This window comes from Nocardiopsis sp. RV163 (assembly GCF_001029525.1).
GTDB classification, from domain to species: Bacteria; Actinomycetota; Actinomycetes; order Streptosporangiales; family Streptosporangiaceae; genus Nocardiopsis; species Nocardiopsis dassonvillei.
The window spans coordinates 1-17,320 of the sequence record NZ_LEKI01000128.1 but is presented as its reverse complement, the minus strand read 5'-3'; the positions used below and the strand labels follow the sequence as shown (position 1 = coordinate 17,320).

The window sequence follows — 17,320 nt, the reverse complement described above, 5'->3', positions numbered from 1 at the left end:
GGTTCCCCCGCCGGACCTCCCCCGCCGGTGCGCTACCGCGCCCGCCACGTCATCAGCGCCACCGGCACCTGGCGGGCGCCGCACGTCCCCGGCGTTCCGGGCCGGGGGCTGTTCGCGGGCAGGCAGTCGCACACGGCCGACTACCGGGGGCCGGAGGAGTTCGCCGGGCAGCGGGTCGTGGTCGTGGGCGGCGGCAACTCCGCGGCCCAGATCCTCGCCGAACTGTCCGAGGTGGCCGAGACCACCTGGGCCACCGCTCGCCCGCCCCGGTTCATGCCCGACGACCTGGACGGGCGCGCCCTGTTCGACATCGCCACCCGCGCGCAGCGGGGCGAGCTGGCCCACGAGGACATCGGCGGCCTCGGGGACATCGTGGCGGTGCCCAGGGTCCGCGAGGCGCGCGAGCGCGGCGCGCTCAAGGCCGAGCCGATGTTCGACCGCCTCACCCGCACCGGTGTGGCCTGGAACGACGGCACGGCCCTGGACTGCGACGCCGTCCTGTGGTGCACGGGGTTCCGGCCGGTGCTGGACCACCTGGCCCCGCTCGGGCTGGCGGACGGCCGGGGCCGGATCGCGCTGGAGGGAACCCGCTCCGTGGCCGAACCCCGGCTGTCACTGCTGGGCTACGGGGACTGGACAGGCGCCGCGTCGGCCACCCTCATCGGCGCCGGGCGCACGGCCAAGACCACCGTCGCCCAGATCACCGCCGCCCTCGCCCGGCAGGGGTGAAACGCCCCTTCGGCAGCGGCGTCCGCCACCGGCGTGAGACCTGACGGGAGCGGGGACGCGGACTCCAGCGGCCAGTACACCGCTGACCGTTCACCGCTCAACCGACGATCGGCCGCTCCTCGGGCAGCTCGTACAGGCGGGGGCGGCGACGCAGCGCCAGGGCCGAGGCCAGCGTGATCGGCCCGATCCTGCCCACGAACATCAAGAACATCAGCACCGCGTGCCCGAGCGAAGGCAGGTGGGCCGTGATGCCGGTGGACAGCCCGACCGTGGCGAAGGCCGACGTGGTCTCGAACAGGATCTGGTCCAGGGTGAACGGGGTGACCGTCATCAGCGTCAGCGTCCCCGCCAGCACCAGGCCCAGTGCCAGCAGCACCACCGTGGTCGCCTGCGAGGTGGTGCCCTCGGCCAGACGGCGGCCCGACACGTGGACCGTGGGCTCACCGCGCACGTTGGCGTAGATCACGAAGGTCAGCACGGCGGAGGTCGTCACCTTGATGCCCCCGGCCGTGCCCGCGCTGCCGCCCCCGACGAACATCAGGATGTCGGTGACCAGCAGCGTCTGGGTGTTCATCTGTCCGAAGTCGAGGCTGTTGAAGCCAGCCGTGCGCGGCATCACCGACTGGAAGAAGGCGGTGAGCAGCTTCCCGCGCAGGTCGAGCCCGCCCATGGTCGCCGGATTGGTCCACTCCAGGGCCAGGAAGGCCGCGAACCCCACCACGAGCAGCAGCCCCGTCATCGCCAGGGTGATCTTGACGTGCAGCGTCCAGTGGCGGTGCTCGGCGCGGCGCCGGGTGAAGCGCCACAGCTCCACCCACACCGGGAACCCGAGCCCTCCGGCCACGACCCCCAGTGCCACCGGGACCGTGATCCACGGGTCCTCGGCGAACCCCGTGAGGCTGTCGGCGTAGAGCGAGAACCCGGCGTTGTTGAAGGCCGAGACGGCGTGGAAGACGCCCGTGTGGAGGGCCTCGGGCAGGGTCAGCCCGTACCCCAGCCACCAGCGCAGTGTCAGCGCCACGGCCAGGGCCGTCTCGAACACCACCGTCACCGCCAGGACCCCGGTGACCAACTGGCGCACCTCGCCCAGCGTGACCACCTTGGCCTCCGAGCCGGTGCGCACCGCCATCCGCAGCCCGAGCTGCCGCCCGACCACCAGGGTCAGGACGGTGGCCAGCGCCATGATGCCGAACCCGCCGACCTGGATCAGCGCCAGGATCACCGCCTCGCCCAGCCCCGACCAGTAGGAGGCGGTGTCCACCACCACCAGGCCGGTCACGCTGGCCGCCGAGGTGGCGGTGAACAGGGCCGTGTCGAAGGGCGCGCGCTCCCCGGCCCCGGTGGCGGCCGGCAGCGACAGCAGTGCCGCGCCGACCAGGATCAGGGCGGCGAAGGCCGCCGCCGTGAGCTGCGGCGGCTTGATCCATCCTGACAGGTCGCGCAGCCTCCGGTCCGCGCGGGCACCGGCGCGGAACGGGTTCCGCAGTACCCCCCGGGCCCGCGGGCCCGGGGGGCGCTGCCCGGTTCCAGTTCTCACCGGCCGTTCCCCCGGACTTCCGGTCCTGCGGCTCCTCCTGCTGCGCCGCCACCGGCGGGCCGGAACCGGTAGCCCAGTCCGGGTTCGGTGAGGAAGTAGCGCGGCCGGGGCGGGTCCGGCTCCAGGCGCTGGCGGATCTTGGTCATGAACACCCGCAGGTAGTTGGTCTCGCGCCCGTACGAGGGCCCCCACACCTCGTTGAGCAGGTGCTTGTGGGTGACCAGGCGGTCGGGGTTGCGCGCCAGCACCTCCACGATGTGCCACTGGCGCGGCGTCAGCCGCACCGGCTCGCCGCCGCGCAGGACCTGCTTGGCGGCCAGGTCCACCGTGAAGTCGGCGGTGACCACCGGCGCCGCGTACTCGGGCACCGCGGAACGGCGCATGGCCGCGCGCACCCGGGCGAACAGCTCGTCCATCCCGAAGGGCTTGATGACGTAGTCGTCGGCGCCCAGGTCCAGCGCCTGGACCTTCATGGGCTCGGTGTCGCGCCCCGAGAGCACGACCACCGGCGCGTCCGTCCACCCGCGCAGCCCCCGCAGGACCTCCAGTCCGTCCATCCCGGACAGGCCCAGGTCGAGCAGGAGCAGGTCGGGGCGGTGGCGGGCCACCAGCCGCAGCGCGTGCTCACCGGTGTCGGCCAGGTAGGCCGTGTAGCCGCGGGCCCGCAGGTTCACCTCCAGCGTCCTGCGGATGAGGGGGTCGTCGTCGACGACCAGGACCGAGGGCGCTCTGTCCGCGCCGGTGCCGGTGTCCGTGTCCATACTGGTCCGTATCTCCCCCGTTCGGACGCCCCGGGCGGGGCCCCGCGCTCACGATGCTAGGCGCGCCGCGTCCGCGGACGGCGGCGGTGCGGGCGCCGTGTCCGCAGGTCGCGACGGCACCGGCGCCCGACGGCTCCGCGCGGCGGCGACCGGCACGAGGAGCACGCTAACGCTCCCTCGGCGGCCCGGGGGGCGGATTTAGCGCCCTGTTAGCAGTGAAATGTCCGAAAAAACCTCCGTGACCGGTCAGGATGGGGAGGCCGGAAGGGGGCACACCATGACACGCGGCCACTTGCGCGTCTACCTGGGCGCCGCGCCCGGTGTCGGCAAGACCTACCGGATGCTGGACGAGGCGCAGCGGCGCCGCGACCGCGGCGCCGACGTGGTCATCGGGTTCGTGGAGAGCCACGGCCGGACGATGACGGAGGCGATGGCGGACGACCTGGAGACGGTCCCGCGCGCCGTCCTGACCCACCGGGGAACCCGCCTGGAGGAGATGGACCTGGACGCCGTGCTGACCCGCCGCCCGCAGGTCGTCCTCGTGGACGACCTAGCGCACGCCAACGCCCCCGGCGCGCGCAACGCCCGGCGCTGGCAGGACATCGAGGCCCTGCTGGAAGCGGGGATCACGGTGCTGTCCACACTCGACGTCCAGCACCTGGAGTCGCTCAACGACGTCGTCGAGCGCGTCACCGGCACCCGCCAGAGCGAGACCGTGCCCGACTCGTGGGTGCGCGGGGCCGACCAGATCGAACTCGTGGACATGACGCCCGAGGCCCTGCGGCGGCGGCTCGCGCACGGCAACGTCTACGGTCCCGACCGGATCGACGCCGCGCTCGGCCACCGGTTCCGGGCCGACACCCTGACCGCCCTGCGCGAGCTGGCGCTGCTGTGGCTGGCCGGACGCGTGGACGACGAACTCAGGCGCCACCGGGGCGGACACCGCGCGGCCCCGGCGTGGCAGACCCGCGAACGCGTGGTCGTGGGCCTGAGCGGAGGCCCCGGCGGGGAGGCGCTCATCCGCCGGGCCGCCCGGATCGCGGGGCGCGGCGAGGGGGTCGAACTGCTGGCCGTGCACGTGGCGCTGGGCGACGGACCGGTGGGCGCCGACCCCGCCATGCTCGCCCGGCAGCGGGTGCTGGTGGAGGACCTGGGCGGCACCTACCACCAGGTCCTGGGCGAGGACGTGCCCGCCGCGCTGACCGCGTTCGCCCAGGGGGCGGACGCCACCCAGCTGGTCCTGGGGGCGAGCGGGCGGGGCAGGCTCGCCCGGCTGCTGCGGCCGGGGGTGGGCGCGGCCACCGCGGCGCTGTCGGAGTCCATCGACGTCCACCTGGTCACCCTGGAGGAGGCCGACCGCGGCTGCGGGCGGAGGCGCTCGGGCGCGGTCTCGCGCCGCCGCAGGCTGGCGGGGTACGCGTTGGCGCTCACCGCGCTAGCGCTGCTGGTGTTCGGCACCGGCGTCCCCCACAGCGAGGAGTACCTCAGCGGCGGAATCCTGCTGGTGTTCGCCACGGTGACGGCGACGGCGCTGGTCGGCGGGTTGTGGCCCGCGCTGGCCGCGGCGTTCAGCGGGTTCGTGGTGCTCAACCTCTTCTTCACCGAGCCGTACGAGACGCTGGTGGTCAACCAGCCGGGCAACCTGCTCACCCTCGTCGTGTTCGTGTTCGTGGCCGTGGCGGTGAGCGTGGTGGTCGACCAGGCCGCGCGGCGCACCCGCGAGGCGGCGCGGGCCAGCGCCGAGGCCCAGACCCTGGCCGCGGTGGCCGGAAGCGTGCTGCGGGGTTCGCGCCCGCTGGAGGCGCTGCTGGAGAGGCTGCGCGAGACCTTCTCCCTGGAGTCGGTGGCCCTGCTGGAGCGCAGGCCGCAGGCCTCCTCCCGGCCCGACCACCGCAACGACCCGTCCGCGTGGGAGGCGGTCGCCTCCGTCGGGGAGCGCCCCCTCGGGGCGCCGGGCGGGGCCGACGCGGACGTGCCGGTGGACGAGGGGCTGACCCTGGTGCTGCACGGGCACCGGCCGCGCGCGGGCGAGCGGCGCATCATCGAGGCCTTCGCCGCGCAGGCCGCCGTCGCGCTGCGCCAGGAGCGGCTGGCCCAGGAGGCGGCCACGGCCGGGACGCTGGCGGAGGCGGACCGGATGCGCACCGCGCTGCTGGCCGCGGTCAGCCACGACCTGCGGGCCCCCCTGGCCTCGGCCAAGGCGTCGGTGACCAGTCTGCGCAGCCGGGAGGTGCGCTTCAGCGAGGAGGTCCAGGCCGAACTGCTGGCCACGGCGGACGAGTCCCTGGACCGCCTGACCCGGTTGGTGACCGACCTGCTGGACATGAGCCGCCTCCAGGCGGGCGTGCTGGGCGTGACGGTCACGGGCCTGTCGCTGCGCGAGTCGGTGTTCGCGGTCCTGGACGACCTGGGCGGCCAAGGGCGCGCCGTGCGGGTGGGGGTGCCCGAGGAGCTGCCGGAGGTCGCGGCCGACCCCGGCCTGCTGGAGCGGGTGCTGGCCAACGTGGTGGGCAACGCGCTGCGCTTCAGCCCGCACGACCGTCCGCCCTCGGTCACCGCCTCCTGGACGGGTGACCAGGTGGAACTGCTGGTGGTCGACCACGGCCCCGGGGTGCCCGAGCACGAGCGCGAGCGCATGTTCGTGCCCTTCCAGCGTCTCGGGGACACCGACGGGGCGACGGGGCTCGGGCTGGGCCTGGCGCTCTCGCGCGGGCTCATGGAGGCCATGGGGGGCTCGCTGCTGCCCGGGACCACCCCGGGCGGCGGGCTGACGCTGCGCCTGGTCCTGCCCGTGGCGGGAGCGGCGGGTTAGGGCGCGCGCAACCGGGCCGGCGGTGGTCGGCGGCCGGTCAGGCCGGGTCCTTTCGCGCCTCCTCCGCCTTGGGGCGGGTCTCGATCTCGCGCAGAGTGACCTGGAGGTGCTCCTCCATCGCCGCCACCGCGCGGGCCGGGTCGCCGCTCAGCACCGCCTCCAGGACCTCCTCGTGCTCGGCCGCCGACACCGCCGGGTCCTGCGCCGTGGCCAGGAAGCGGCGGTGGCTCTGCTCGCGGCTGTCGGCCAGCGACCGTTCGAGCGCGTCCAGGATCTGGGTGAGGCTCCGGTTGCCCGAGGCCGCGATCAGGGCCTGGTGGAAGGCGAAGTCGGTGCGCACGCGGTTGGGCACGTCCAGGGGCGCGGCGCGCATGTCGGCGATGGCCTGGCGTGCCCGGGCGATGTCCTCGCGGGTCCGCTCCTCCTCCGGCCCGGCGACGCGCTGCGCGGCCAGCCGGGCTCCGTGCACCTCCAGCGCCTTGCGGATCTCGGTGAACTCCATCAGCGCCCGCCGGTCGCGCAGCACCGACAGTGCCACGAAGTTCTCCACCGGCAGGGCGTTGGGCGAGGCGATGACCGCGGGCTTGCCCTGGCGGCGGTGGATCAGGCCCTTGGCCTCCAGGGTCCTCAGCGCCTCGCGCAGCACGACCCGGCTCACCCCGAAGCGTTCGGCGAGTTCCTTCTCCGAGGGCAGTTGGCTGCCCGGCTGAGCGTCGGGGCCCACGCACAACTCCTCCACGAAGGCGACGACCTGCGAGGTCAGCGAGTTCGGTCGGGCGTGCCGCGGCTGGGGCCGACCCGCGAGCCCTTCGCCCTGGGTTTCCGGCGACGCTGATCCCATCGTGTACGCCTCGTCCTTCGCTGGAGGGATGTGCCGAATCCTCAGCGTACAGACGCCGGGGCCCGCGGACGGGTCTGCGCCACCCCATTGACTACCTAGCAGCTTGTACTACAAGATGACCGCACCGGCACCGGCCCCGCGTCGTCTCGACCGCGCGGCCCTGCCGTGAGCACGCGTGCGAGCGGTGTGTCCCACCACGGGCGGCCGCCGACCGCACCGACACGAGCGCGGGCGCCGCCCGCGCACGGGCGGCGGCGGGCGCGGCGGCGGGTCGCAAACCCTCCCCCACCGCACCCGCAGGGCCGCGCCCACGAGCCGACCGGAGGACAACGGTGGACAGGTCCGACAGGGAAATCTGCATGAGCGCGTGGGAGGGGGCGGAGAACGTCCACGGCGCTGTCGCGCCTCCGGTGTTCCAGACCAGCATTTTCACCAAACCCTCGTTCGAGGCGTTCATCGAAGAGCAGGAACAGGAACACGAGAGGTACGTCTACAGCCGCGGCGCCAATCCCACGGTCGCCTTTCTGGAGGAGAGGCTGGCCCTTCTGGAGCGCGGCGAGGCATGTAAGTGCTTCGGTTCCGGAATGGGCGCCATCAGCGCCGTTCTGATGAGCCTGCTGCGCGCTGGGGACCACGTCCTCTTCGTCAACAGCACCTACGGCCCGGCCCTGGAGATGGCCGAGCACCTGCGCGGTTTCGGCATCGACCACACCGTGCTCCCCGACGGCGCCTCCGACATCGAGCCCCACCTGCGGGAGAACACGGCGCTGGTCTACGTCGAGAGCCCCGGGACCATGCGGATGAAGGTCCTGGACCTGGCCGCGATCACCCGCACCGCCCGGGCCAGGGGGGTCTGGACCGTGATGGACAACACCTGGTCCACACCGCTCTTCCAGAAGCCGATCCTGGCCGGGGTGGACATCGTCGTCCACTCGTGCACCAAGTACATCGGCGGGCACAGCGACGTCCTGGGCGGGGCGGTGATCGGCCCGGCCTCCTTCGTGCGCGACCTCTTCTACACGGGGTTCCAGCTCCTGGGCTCGGTCATGTCGGCCGTCGAGGCGTCGATGGTGCTGCGCGGGCTGCGGACGCTGCCGATCAGGATGGCCGAGCACGAGCGCAGCGCCGTGCGGGTCGTCGACTACCTGGCGACCCGGCCCGAGGTGGCGGCGGTCCACCACCCCCACCACGACCACCGGCCCGACGACCCCCTGATCAGGGACCAGTTCAGCGGTTTCTCCGGGCTGCTCAGTTTCGACCTGAAGGACGCCTCCTTCGAGAAGGTCGCGGCCTTCGTCAACCGTCTTTCGCTGTTCCGGATCGGCGCGAGCTGGGGCGGCTACGAAAGCCTGGTCACCGCCCCCGTCAGGCCAGGAAACGAGGAGGCGTTGCGGGAAAAGGGTTTCTCCCCCGGAATGGTCCGCCTCTCCGTGGGCCTGGAGGGGTCCGACAGCCAGATCGAGGATCTCGAAAGGGCCTTCACCGCACTGTAGAAGACCGAAAGCGGTCATCACCGAGAGGAAAGTAGATGGCTAACCCCCCGGACGAACACGTCCGCCGACCCGGCGTGGCGGCGGCGTGCGTCCCCGTGGTCATCACCGTCGCGATTCTGGTCGGCGGCATCGGCGTCCTGAAGTACCCCGCCGAACTCATGCTCATCTTCGCGGGGGTGGTGTTCGCCCTCTTCGCGCTCTGGCACGGCGTGCGCTGGGACGACGTGCTGACGAACATGGGCGACAAGCTCAGGAGCGCCCTGCCCGCGGTCCTGATCCTGCTCAGCATCGGCATGCTCATCGGCTCGTGGATGATCGCCGGAACGATCCCCCTCATGGTCTACTACGGCCTGGAGCTCATCGACCCGTCCTACCTGTACGTTCTGGCCTTCCTGGCCACCGCGCTGGTCTCCACCTTCACCGGCACCTCCTGGGGCTCGGGCGGCACGATCGGAGTCGCCCTGATCGGGGTGGCCCAGACGATGGACGCGTCGCTGGCGATCACGGCGGGCGCGGTCGTGTCCGGCGCCTACTTCGGGGACAAGCTCTCGCCGCTGTCGGACACCACCAACATGAGCTCGCTCGCGGCGGGCGCCAACCTGTACGAGCACATCCGGCACATGCTCTACACGGCCGTGCCCTCGTCGGTGCTGGCCGCCGTCGTCTTCCTGCTCGCGGGCACCACCATCACCACCCCGCCCGCCGGCCTGGGCGGTATCGACGAGGTCGTCACCGAGCTGAACGGGCTCTTCACCCTCAACCCGCTGCTGCTGATCCCGGCGGTGGTCGTGCTCGCCGGGTCCATCATGAGGAAACCGCCGCTGGTCGTGCTGTTCGCATCCTCCATGACGGCGCTGCTGATCGCGCTGCTGGTCCAGGGGGCGAGCGTGGGCGACCTGTTCGCGGCGGTCGTCTCCGGCTTCACCACCGACATGCTGCCTCGGGGGGACGAGGTCTCCGACGTCCTGGCCGAACTGGTGAACCGGGGCGGGCTGTACTCGATGTACAACTCGGCGTTCTTCGTCTTCTGCGCCTTCTTCTTCGCCTCGGCGCTGGAGAAGTCGGGCGTGCTGCGGGTACTGCTGGAGGGGCTCATCGCCAGGCTGCGGTCCACCGGCAGCCTCATCCTCACCACCCTGCTCTCCGGCTTCACCATCATCAACGGCACATCTAACGCCCTGGTGACGTACTTCCTGGTCAAGGACGTCTACGGCGACGCCTACCGGGCCAGGAACCTGCACCCGGTCAACCTGTCGCGCAGCATGGAGGACTCGGTCACGATCACCGAGGTGCTCATGCCCTGGACGGTGTCGGGGGTCTTCTTCGCCACGACCCTGGGCGTGGCCAACTTCGAGTTCCTGCCGTGGGCGGTGTTCAACTGGGGCGGTTTCCTGTTCTCCGCCCTGATCGCCTTCCTGGCGCCGCTGACCCGGGGCTTCGGCATCCGCCGCCTGGAACCGGAGCAGGAGCGCTCCACGACGTAAGCCCCGCCCGGGGCGGCCACGCGAAAGGGGAGCGGAGCACGTGCCCCGCACGTGCTCCGCTCCCCTCGGACATGAGGGCGGCCGGATCGGCGGCCCCGGCGGGGCGGGGGCTCGCGGCCCTCCCCGTCCGGCCGGGAGGCGCCCGCTCGCAGGAGCCCGTCCGCGGCCGTCCGCGAAGGCGGCACCTACCGGCCCTTCTTCATGTCCTCCTTGCCCTGGCGCAGGCGCCCCTTGGCCATCTCGGCGCGCCCCTCGTTCTTCATGCGGTCGTTTCCGGTGGCCTCGCCGGTGGTCTCCTTGGCCTTGCCCTTGACCATCTCGGCCTGGCTGCGGCCCTTCTCGGTGGCGCTCATGCTCTTCCTCCTTGGGTGGTTCCCGTGAGGAGCGGCGTACTGCTGCGAACCGCCCTTCGCCCGTTCCACTGCCCGAAACAGGAAACCCTAAAATCCCCGCAAAGCCCTCGGAACGTTCCACACCCGCCCCCGCCGCCGACGTAGCGCTCGAACACGGACCGAAAACACGCGCCGCCGCACCCGGAAACCGAGCGCGAACCCCCTTCCGGGCCGCCCCCGGGCGCGGACAGCCGCGCTGGGCAACGGCACGCAGCCGTTGGGGGAAGGCCCCCGGACCTGGCCGGGGAGGGGAACGGTACCCTCGTCGGGCCAGTAGAACTCCACCTCGTGGGGCAGGGAACCCGGTGCGAATCCGGGACTGACGCGCAGCGGTGAGGGTGACGGGCGGGCACGCCCCGGGGACTCGGTTCCCCGGGACAGCCACTGGAGCGCAACGCTCCGGGAAGGCGCTCCGCACCGGTCGACCCCGAGTCCGAAGACCTGCTGGCGCTGGCGGTGACGGGCCGCCAGGTCGACCGAGGACCCCGCGAACGGGTCCCTGACCAGAAGGACGCGCATGTCCCCGATGGGTTCCCCATCCCCATCCCCCACCGTCCGCGCCCGGCGCGACCGCTGCCCGGGCGCCCTGCGGCCCTGGCCCGCCGAGGACGGGCTGCTGGTGCGGCTCCGGCTCGTCGGCGGCAGGCTTCCCGCCCGTTCGCTGCGCGCCCTGGCCGCCGTGGCCCAGGAGTACGGCGACGGCCGGATCCACGTCACCGGCCGGGCCAACGTGCAGTTGCGCGCCCTGCCCGGAGACGGGGAGCGGCTGTCCCCCGAGGCGCTCCGGGCCCTGGAGGGCACAGGCCTGCTGCCCTCGCCCTCCCACGAACTGGTCCGCAACGTCATGGTCTCCCCCCGCACGGGGCTCGGGGTCGGAAGGGCGGACCTGCGGTCCGTGGCCGCCGAGCTGGACGGGCTGCTGTGCGCCGAACCGCGCCGCGCCGCCCTTCCCGGCCGCTTCCTCTTCGCCCTGGACGACGGAAGCGGCGACCTGCTGGAGCGCCCCTGCGACCTGGGGGCGGTCGCCCTCGACGCCCACACCGCCCAGCTCAGGGTCGGGGAGCACTGGGGCCCGCTGACACCGCTGGAGGAGGCCCCGGCCGCGCTCGTGCGCCTCGCCGACCGGTTCCTGGAGCTGCGCGGGGACGGCCCCGACGCCCCCTGGCACGTGGCCGAACTCCCCTCGCCCCTGACCGACCCGGCTCCGCCCGACCCGGGGCTGCCCGAACCCGCGCCGCCGCTGCCGCACGGCCCGCTGCCCGGGATCGGACGCCACGTCCCCGTGCCCGAGGAGGGCCTGGACCGGACCGCCGCCGACGCGCTCGCCGCCGAAGCCGTCGAGGCCGGATCCGGCGAACTCGTCGTCACGCCGTGGCGCGCCGTACTCGTTCCCGGAAGACACGGGATCGTTCCCGGGGAGGCGCGGTGACCTCCCCCAGAAGACCGAACCGGCACTACGAGTACGTCGACGACGGGCCCGCCATCTACGCCGACTCCTTCGCCACCATCCGGCGCGAGGCCCGGCTCGACCACCTGCCCGCCAACGCCGAGCGGCTCGCCGTGCGGATGATCCACGGCACCGGCCAGGTCGACCTCGCCGACGACCTCGTCGTCCACCCCGACCTGGTCCCCGCGGCGCGCGCCGCCCTCCGGGCCGGTGCGCCGATCCTGTGCGACGCGCGCATGGTGGCCTCAGGCGTGACCGCGAGCCGCCTGCCCAGCGACAACGAGGTGCTCTGCCTCCTGGGCGACGAACGGGTGCCCGGCCTGGCCCGGGCGTGGGGCACCACCCGCACGGCCGCCGCGGTGTCGCTGTGGGAGCCGCTGCTCGACGGCGCCGTGGTCGCCGTCGGCAACGCGCCCACCGCCCTGTTCCACCTCCTGGAGATGCTGATCGACGGCGCGCCGCGCCCCGCCGCGATCGTCGGCTGCCCGGTCGGCTTCATCGGCGCCGCCGAGTCCAAGCAGGCGCTGACCGAGCTGCGCGACCGGCACGGCGTCGACGTCCCCTACGTGACCGCGCGTGGCCGCCGTGGGGGTTCGGCGATGACCTGCTCGGCCCTCAACGCACTCGCCAAGGAGGAGGAATGACCGGCCGTTTCCACGGCGTCGGCGTCGGACCGGGCGACCCGGAGCTGGTCACCCTCAAGGCGGCCAGGCTCATCGCCGCGGCCGACGTCGTCGCCTACCACGCGGGTGCGGGCAAGGAGTCCAACGCCCGCCGCATCGCCGACGCCCTGATCCCGGCCGGGGCGGTCGAGGAGCGGTTGACCTATCCGGTGACCACCGGGGCGACCGACCACCCGGGCGGCTACGCGGGGGCGCTGGCCGACTTCTACGAGGAGTCCGCCGCCCGGCTGGCCGCCCACCTGGACGCCGGGCGCGACGTCGTCCTGCTCTCGGAGGGCGACCCGCTGTTCTACGGGTCGTACATGTACATGCACGACCGGCTGTCCGAGCGCTACCCCACCGAGATCGTGCCGGGCGTCCCGGCGTTCGCCGCCGCCACGGCCGCCGCGGCCGCACCGCTGGCCCGGCAGACCGACGTGCTCACCGTGCTGCCCGGAACCCTGCCCGAACCGGAACTGGCCCGCCGCCTGGCCGACACCGACGCGGCCGTGGTCATGAAACTGGGCCGGACCTTCCCGGCGGTGCGCCGCGCCCTGGCCGCGGCCGGGCGGCTGGAACACGCGGTGTACGTGGAGCGGGCCTCGATGGGCGGGGAGCGGCGGCTGCCGGCGGCCGAGGTGGACCCGGCGTCGGTGCCCTACTTCTCCCTGGTGCTGGTGACCGGGGACAGCCGCAACGGAACGCGCTCCCGGAAGGTCGGCGAGGCCGCGCGGACGCAGACGGCACAGACGACCCAAGCGGGGCCCGGTTCCGCCGGACCGGCGGCGGAACCGGAGTCCGCGACCACCGGACCGGCGGCCGAACTGCTGGTCGTGGGCCTGGGCCCGGGCCCCGAGTGCTGGCTCACCCCCGAGGCGAGCGCGGCGCTGGCCGAGGTGGACCACGTGGTGGGTTACGGCCCCTACGTCAACCGGGTACCGCAGCGCCCCGGGCTCACCCGGCACGCCTCCGGCAACACCGTCGAACTCCAGCGCGCCCGGTTCGCCCTCGATCTGGCCGGGCGCGGCGAACGCGTGGCCGTGGTCTCCGGCGGGGACGCCGGGGTCTTCGGCATGGCCACCGCCGTGTTCGAGGCGGCCGAGGAACCCGCCTACCGGGACGTGCCCGTCCGGGTGCTGCCGGGGGTCAGCGCCGTCCAGGCGGTCGCGGCCCGCGCGGGCGCCCCCGTGGGCGGCGACTTCGCGGTGATGAGCCTGTCGGACCGCCTCAAGCCGTGGGAGGTGGTCGAGCGGCGTCTGCGCGCCGTCGCCGAGGCCGACCTGGCGCTGGCCGTCTACAACCCCGCCTCCCGGTCCCGGACCGAGCAGATCGTCACCGCGCGCCGGATCCTGCTGGAGCACCGCGAACCCGACACCGTGGTCGTCGTCGGCCGCGACGTGGGCCGCGAAGGCGAGTCCCTGACGGTGACCACCCTGGGCGAACTCGACCCGGCCGCCGTGGACATGCGCTGCCTGCTCATCGTCGGCGCGTCCGGAACCCGGGTCACCGGGGCGGGCCGCGTGTGGACCCCCAGGTGGGTGAAACCGTGACCGTGCACTTCGTGGGCGCGGGCCCCGGCGCCGCCGACCTGCTGACCGTGCGCGCCACGCGCATGCTCGCCGGGGCCGACGTGGTCCTCTACCCCGGCACCTACCTGGACCCGCAGGTCCTGACGCACTGCGCGCCCGGCGCGGAGCTGGTGGACACCCAGGGCCTGGACCTGGACCGCATCACCACCCGCCTGGTCTCCGCGCACGCGGCGGGCCGCGACGTCGTACGGCTCACCTCCGGGGACCCGTCGCTGTACTCAGCGCTGGCCGAGCAGACCCGCAGGCTCGACGCGCACGGCGTTCCGTGGGACGTCACGCCCGGGGTGCCCGCGTACGCGGCCGCCTCGGCGCTGGCGGGGCGGGAGCTGACCGTGCCGCTGGTCGCCCAGTCGGTGGTGCTGACCCGCACGCGCTCCCGTTCGACCGCCATGCCCGGGACCGAGTCGCTGACCGCGTTCGCCGCGACCCGGGCAACGCTGGTGCTGCACCTGGCGATCCGGCGGGTGCGCGAGCTGATGGCCGAGATCGAACCCGAGTACGGCGGCGACTGCCCGGTGGTCGTGGTGTACCGGGCCAGCCAGCCGGGTGAGGCGGTGCTGCGCGGCACGGTCTCCACCGTGGCCGACGCGGTGGAGGAGGCCGGGTTCCGGCAGGCGGCGGTGATCCTGGTGGGGCGGGCGCTCGATCCCGGGGCGGGCGGTGAGTCCTACCTCTACGACCCGGCCAGGCCGCGGGTCAGCGGCCCGCCGCCAGGAACCACTGGGTGACCGTGCGGGCGGGCGTCCAACCGGTGAAGGCGCCGATGGGCGCGGTGGTCTCGACGGCGATCCGGGTCAGCTCGCCCCCGTGGCGCCGGTGGGCGTCGGCGAGCAGGTGCTCGGTCTCCAGCGTCACCCCGTGCACCACGATCCGGCCTCCCGGGCGCAGCGCCCCCAGGCAGGCGTCGAGTACGCCCGGCCGGGTCGCGCCGCCGCCGACGAACACCGCGTCGGGCGCGGGCAGCCCGGCCAGCGCGTCCGGCGCGCGGCCGGTGACCACGTCCAGGCCGGGAACTCCGAGGCGGCCCGCGTTGCGGCCGATCCGCGCGGCCCGTTCGGGGTGGGCCTCCACCGCCGTGGCGGTGCATGAGGGGTGGGCGCGCATCCACTCGACGCCGACCGACCCCGCGCCAGCCCCCACGTCCCACAGGTGCTGGCCCGGTGAGGGGGCCAGGCGGGCCAGCGCCGAGGCGCGCAGGTCGCGCTTGGTGAGCTGCCCGTCGTGTTCGAAGGCGTCGTCGGGCAGCCCCGCGACCAGGCCGTGGCCGGGCGGGCCCAGGAGTTCCAGGGCCAGCACGTGCAGCGGGGGCACCGGGCCGGGAGGTGAGGCGAGCCAGTGGTCGGCGGTGGTCTCCAGACGCGACTCGGATTCCGCGCCCAGGTCGCCCAGAACGGTCATCCGGCTGGCGCCGTAGCCCGCGCCGACCAGCAGGGCGGCGACCGCGGCGGGGGTGGCGCCGTCGGAGGAGAGCACCAGGACGCGGTGGCCGGGGGCGAGCTGGCGCAGCAGCAGGCGGGGGTCGCGGCCGACCAGGCCCACCACCGCGCAGCGTTCGGCGGGCCACCCCATGCGTGCGCGGGCCAGGGCGACGGAGGAGACGGCGGGTTCCACCCGCACGGCGTCCGCGCCCAGCAGGTCGATCAGGGTGGTGGCGATGCCGGACACCAGGGGGTCGCCGGAGGCCAGCGCCACGGCGGAGGGGCCGTCAGGGGAGGCGCTGTCGGTGGAAGCTGGGCCGGCGGAGGCGGCGTCGAGCGAGGCCAGCAGAGGCGGCAGTCCCTCGCGCAGGGGTGAGGGCCAGGCCAGGCGGCGCTGCCGGGGCCGGTCGGGGAGCATCGCCAGGTGCCTGCGCCCGCCCAGCACCGTGTCGGCGGCCAGGACGAGCGCGCGCAGCCGCTCGGGCAGGCCGGACCAGCCGTCCGCGCCGATGCCGACGACGGTGATCCGGCGCCCGGCGGGCGGGGAGGCCCCGTCCTCCCGCGCAGCGGCACGGCGGGTGACGGAGGGAGGCTCCGCGCCGCAGGCGTCCGTTGAGGGTGCACCACTCCCCCGCGCAGCGGCATCCGGGCGGTGGCGGGTGACGGGAGGGCGGCTGTCGTCCTTCATTCCTCGGACGCTATCGTGGCGGCAGGCATGAGGTGCCCCAACGGCCCAGCCATCGGAAACGGTGGGGACGGCCGACGGGGAGAATCTGGGAAGCCCGGTGAGACTCCGGCACAGGCCCGCTGCGGTGAACCGAGCCTTCCGTCCAGGAAGGACCCGGCAAGTCCGAAGACCGGCCTCGCGCCCGTCCCTTACCGATGGCGACATGAGCGGGAGCCTCTACATGCCATTGCGGTCACCGCACTACCCCTTTTCCGCGATCGTCGGCTGCGACGCCGAGGAACTCGACGACCTGGGCCTGTCCCTCGTCCTCACCAGCGTCTCGCCGGAGATCGGCGGCGTCCTGGTGCGCGGCGAGAAGGGCACCGCCAAGTCCACCGCGGTCCGGGCCCTGGCCTCCCTCCTGCCGCCCGTCGACGTCTACCGGGGCGACCGGTTCTCCGTGGACCCGGCCGACCCGGGGCAGCACTCCCCCGACGGGCCCTTCGGCTCCGACACGGCCGTGGAGAGCCGCCCGGTGCGCCTGGTCGAACTGCCCGTCGGGGCCACCGAGGACCGCGTCCTGGGCTCCCTGCACCTGGAGCAGGCCCTCACCCACGGCAGGGTCGCCTACGAACCCGGCCTGCTGGCCCGGGCCCACCGCGGCATCCTCTACGTCGACGAGGTCAACCTCCTGCACGACCACCTGGTGGACCTGCTCCTGGACGCCGCCGCCACCGGCCGGGTCACCGTGGAGCGCGACGGGTTCTCCGTGGAGCACGCGGCCCGGTTCCTGCTCATCGGCACCATGAACCCCGAGGAGGGCGAGCTGCGCCCGCAGCTCCTGGACCGGTTCGGACTCACCGTCGAGGTCGCCGCGCCGTCCGAGCCCGCGACCCGCGCCGAGGTGGTGCGCAGGCGCATGTCCCACGACGCCGACCCCGCGGCCTTCGCCGGTCGCTACCACGAGGCGGAGAAGGCCCTGGCCGAACGCATCGCGGCGGCCCGGGAGGCGCTGGGCCGGGTGCGCCTGTCCGAGGCGGCGCTGCTGAAGATCGCCGAGGTGTGCGCGGCCTACGACGTGGACGGCCTGCGCGCCGACATCGTGACTGCGCGCACGGCGATGGCGCACGCGGCCTGGGCGGGCCGGACCTCGGTCACCCGGGCCGACATCCGCCGCGCCGCCACGCTCGCCCTGCCGCACCGGCGCCGGCGCAACCCCTTCGACGCGCCGGGGCTGGACGAGGAGCTCCTGGACCGGATCCTGGGCGACGAGGAACCTCCGCCCGACCCCCCGGAGCCGCCGGGCCCGCGGGGGACCGACGACGGCGACGATTCCGAAACCCCGCCGGACCCGCAGGACCCCTCCGACGACGCCGGTCCCCCGGACAACGCCGGGGACACCGGGGAAGCCGAGACCCCCGGCACCGAACAGCCCGACCGGGAGCCCTCCCCCGCCTCCGCCGAGCACGCGCCCGAGGACACCGAGGG

The 17,320-nt window shown here is 74.1% G+C and carries 14 protein-coding genes and 2 riboswitches; of the genes, 9 read left to right on the top strand and 5 right to left on the bottom strand.

Translation table 11 applies throughout. The features are described 5' to 3' along the window. Positions 1-729, top strand: a 729-nt coding sequence (locus tag ABD54_RS19955) for an NAD(P)-binding domain-containing protein (RefSeq protein WP_047871038.1), incomplete at its 5' end; no start/stop codon positions are given. A gap of 97 nt (positions 730-826) precedes the next feature. Here the strand turns inward: ABD54_RS19955 and ABD54_RS19950 are convergent. Together ABD54_RS19950 and ABD54_RS19945 are read right to left on the bottom strand one after the other, a co-directional pair. After that, entirely contained in the window at positions 827-2,266 is a 1,440-nt protein-coding gene (locus ABD54_RS19950) for a TrkH family potassium uptake protein (RefSeq protein ID WP_082166912.1), read from the bottom strand. Continuing rightward, positions 2,263-3,027 (bottom strand): response regulator, encoded by a 765-nt coding sequence (locus ABD54_RS19945; protein ID WP_047871034.1) that lies wholly within the window; start codon positions 3,025-3,027, stop codon positions 2,263-2,265. The genes ABD54_RS19950 and ABD54_RS19945 overlap by 4 nt, the downstream gene beginning before the upstream one ends. Positions 3,028-3,304: 277 nt before the next feature. Between ABD54_RS19945 and ABD54_RS19940 the strand changes: the two genes are divergently transcribed. Then, positions 3,305-5,839, top strand: coding sequence for a DUF4118 domain-containing protein (locus ABD54_RS19940; RefSeq protein ID WP_047871033.1), 2,535 nt, complete (start codon positions 3,305-3,307; stop codon positions 5,837-5,839). Between the two features lie 37 nt (positions 5,840-5,876). Here the strand turns inward: ABD54_RS19940 and ABD54_RS19935 are convergent, their stop codons facing one another. Beyond that, positions 5,877-6,680, bottom strand: a complete 804-nt coding sequence (locus tag ABD54_RS19935; RefSeq protein ID WP_047871032.1) for a FadR/GntR family transcriptional regulator — start codon at positions 6,678-6,680, stop codon at positions 5,877-5,879. A 359-nt stretch (positions 6,681-7,039) separates the two neighbouring features. On the opposite strand from ABD54_RS19935, the gene ABD54_RS19930 reads away from it, so the two are divergent. Continuing rightward, a complete protein-coding gene (locus ABD54_RS19930) occupies positions 7,040-8,173 on the top strand; it encodes a PLP-dependent aspartate aminotransferase family protein (protein WP_047871031.1) in 1,134 nt (377 codons plus the stop codon). 35 nt (positions 8,174-8,208) lie between these two features. Continuing rightward, positions 8,209-9,657, top strand: coding sequence for a Na+/H+ antiporter NhaC (gene nhaC, locus ABD54_RS19925; RefSeq protein ID WP_047871030.1), 1,449 nt, complete (start codon positions 8,209-8,211; stop codon positions 9,655-9,657). A 185-nt stretch (positions 9,658-9,842) separates the two neighbouring features. Here nhaC and ABD54_RS27455 read toward each other — a convergent pair whose 3' ends face one another. Continuing rightward, the gene (locus ABD54_RS27455) at positions 9,843-10,010 is read right to left on the bottom strand and encodes a CsbD family protein (RefSeq protein ID WP_082166911.1); all 168 of its coding nucleotides are present in this window, start codon (positions 10,008-10,010) and stop codon (positions 9,843-9,845) included. A 334-nt stretch (positions 10,011-10,344) separates the two neighbouring features. Then, positions 10,345-10,492: riboswitch (cobalamin riboswitch) on the top strand. 74 nt (positions 10,493-10,566) lie between these two features. On the opposite strand from ABD54_RS27455, the gene ABD54_RS19920 reads away from it, so the two are divergent. From ABD54_RS19920 to ABD54_RS19905, 4 genes are read left to right on the top strand one after another with little or no spacing between them, the layout of a single operon-like run. Continuing rightward, positions 10,567-11,478 (top strand): nitrite reductase, encoded by a 912-nt coding sequence (locus ABD54_RS19920; protein WP_047871029.1) that lies wholly within the window; start codon positions 10,567-10,569, stop codon positions 11,476-11,478. Then, positions 11,475-12,140, top strand: a complete 666-nt coding sequence (locus ABD54_RS19915) for a precorrin-8X methylmutase (protein WP_047871028.1) — start codon at positions 11,475-11,477, stop codon at positions 12,138-12,140. Before ABD54_RS19920 ends, ABD54_RS19915 begins: the two co-directional genes overlap by 4 nt. After that, positions 12,137-13,708, top strand: coding sequence for a precorrin-2 C(20)-methyltransferase (locus ABD54_RS19910; protein ID WP_047871027.1), 1,572 nt, complete (start codon positions 12,137-12,139; stop codon positions 13,706-13,708). The genes ABD54_RS19915 and ABD54_RS19910 overlap by 4 nt, the downstream gene beginning before the upstream one ends. Then, the gene (locus ABD54_RS19905; RefSeq protein WP_047871036.1) at positions 13,693-14,475 is read left to right on the top strand and encodes a cobalt-precorrin-4/precorrin-4 C(11)-methyltransferase; all 783 of its coding nucleotides are present in this window, start codon (positions 13,693-13,695) and stop codon (positions 14,473-14,475) included. Before ABD54_RS19910 ends, ABD54_RS19905 begins: the two co-directional genes overlap by 16 nt. Here ABD54_RS19905 and cbiE read toward each other — a convergent pair. Continuing rightward, positions 14,444-15,853, bottom strand: coding sequence for a precorrin-6y C5,15-methyltransferase (decarboxylating) subunit CbiE (cbiE, locus tag ABD54_RS19900; RefSeq protein WP_235432122.1), 1,410 nt, complete (start codon positions 15,851-15,853; stop codon positions 14,444-14,446). The two genes, ABD54_RS19905 and cbiE, sit on opposite strands and share 32 nt — an antisense overlap. A gap of 48 nt (positions 15,854-15,901) precedes the next feature. After that, positions 15,902-16,046, top strand: a riboswitch (cobalamin riboswitch). Positions 16,047-16,073: 27 nt separating this feature from the next. Between cbiE and ABD54_RS19895 the strand changes: the two genes are divergently transcribed. Then, positions 16,074-17,320 (top strand): ATP-binding protein (locus ABD54_RS19895; RefSeq protein ID WP_394324547.1); only part of this gene is annotated, 1,247 nt, incomplete at its 3' end.

What these genes read in the sequence shown, in the direction of transcription:
- cbiE (WP_235432122.1), bottom strand. Translation starts at nt 15,853, where the DNA reads ATGAAGGACGACAGCCGCCCTCCCGTCACCCGCCACCGCCCGGATGCC.
- nhaC (WP_047871030.1), top strand. Translation starts at nt 8,209, where the DNA reads ATGGCTAACCCCCCGGACGAACACGTCCGCCGACCCGGCGTGGCGGCG.
- ABD54_RS19945 (WP_047871034.1), bottom strand. Translation starts at nt 3,027, where the DNA reads ATGGACACGGACACCGGCACCGGCGCGGACAGAGCGCCCTCGGTCCTG.
- ABD54_RS19910 (WP_047871027.1), top strand. Translation starts at nt 12,137, where the DNA reads ATGACCGGCCGTTTCCACGGCGTCGGCGTCGGACCGGGCGACCCGGAG.
- ABD54_RS19920 (WP_047871029.1), top strand. Translation starts at nt 10,567, where the DNA reads ATGTCCCCGATGGGTTCCCCATCCCCATCCCCCACCGTCCGCGCCCGG.
- ABD54_RS27455 (WP_082166911.1), bottom strand. Translation starts at nt 10,010, where the DNA reads ATGAGCGCCACCGAGAAGGGCCGCAGCCAGGCCGAGATGGTCAAGGGC.
- ABD54_RS19930 (WP_047871031.1), top strand. Translation starts at nt 7,040, where the DNA reads ATGAGCGCGTGGGAGGGGGCGGAGAACGTCCACGGCGCTGTCGCGCCT.
- ABD54_RS19935 (WP_047871032.1), bottom strand. Translation starts at nt 6,680, where the DNA reads ATGGGATCAGCGTCGCCGGAAACCCAGGGCGAAGGGCTCGCGGGTCGG.
- ABD54_RS19940 (WP_047871033.1), top strand. Translation starts at nt 3,305, where the DNA reads ATGACACGCGGCCACTTGCGCGTCTACCTGGGCGCCGCGCCCGGTGTC.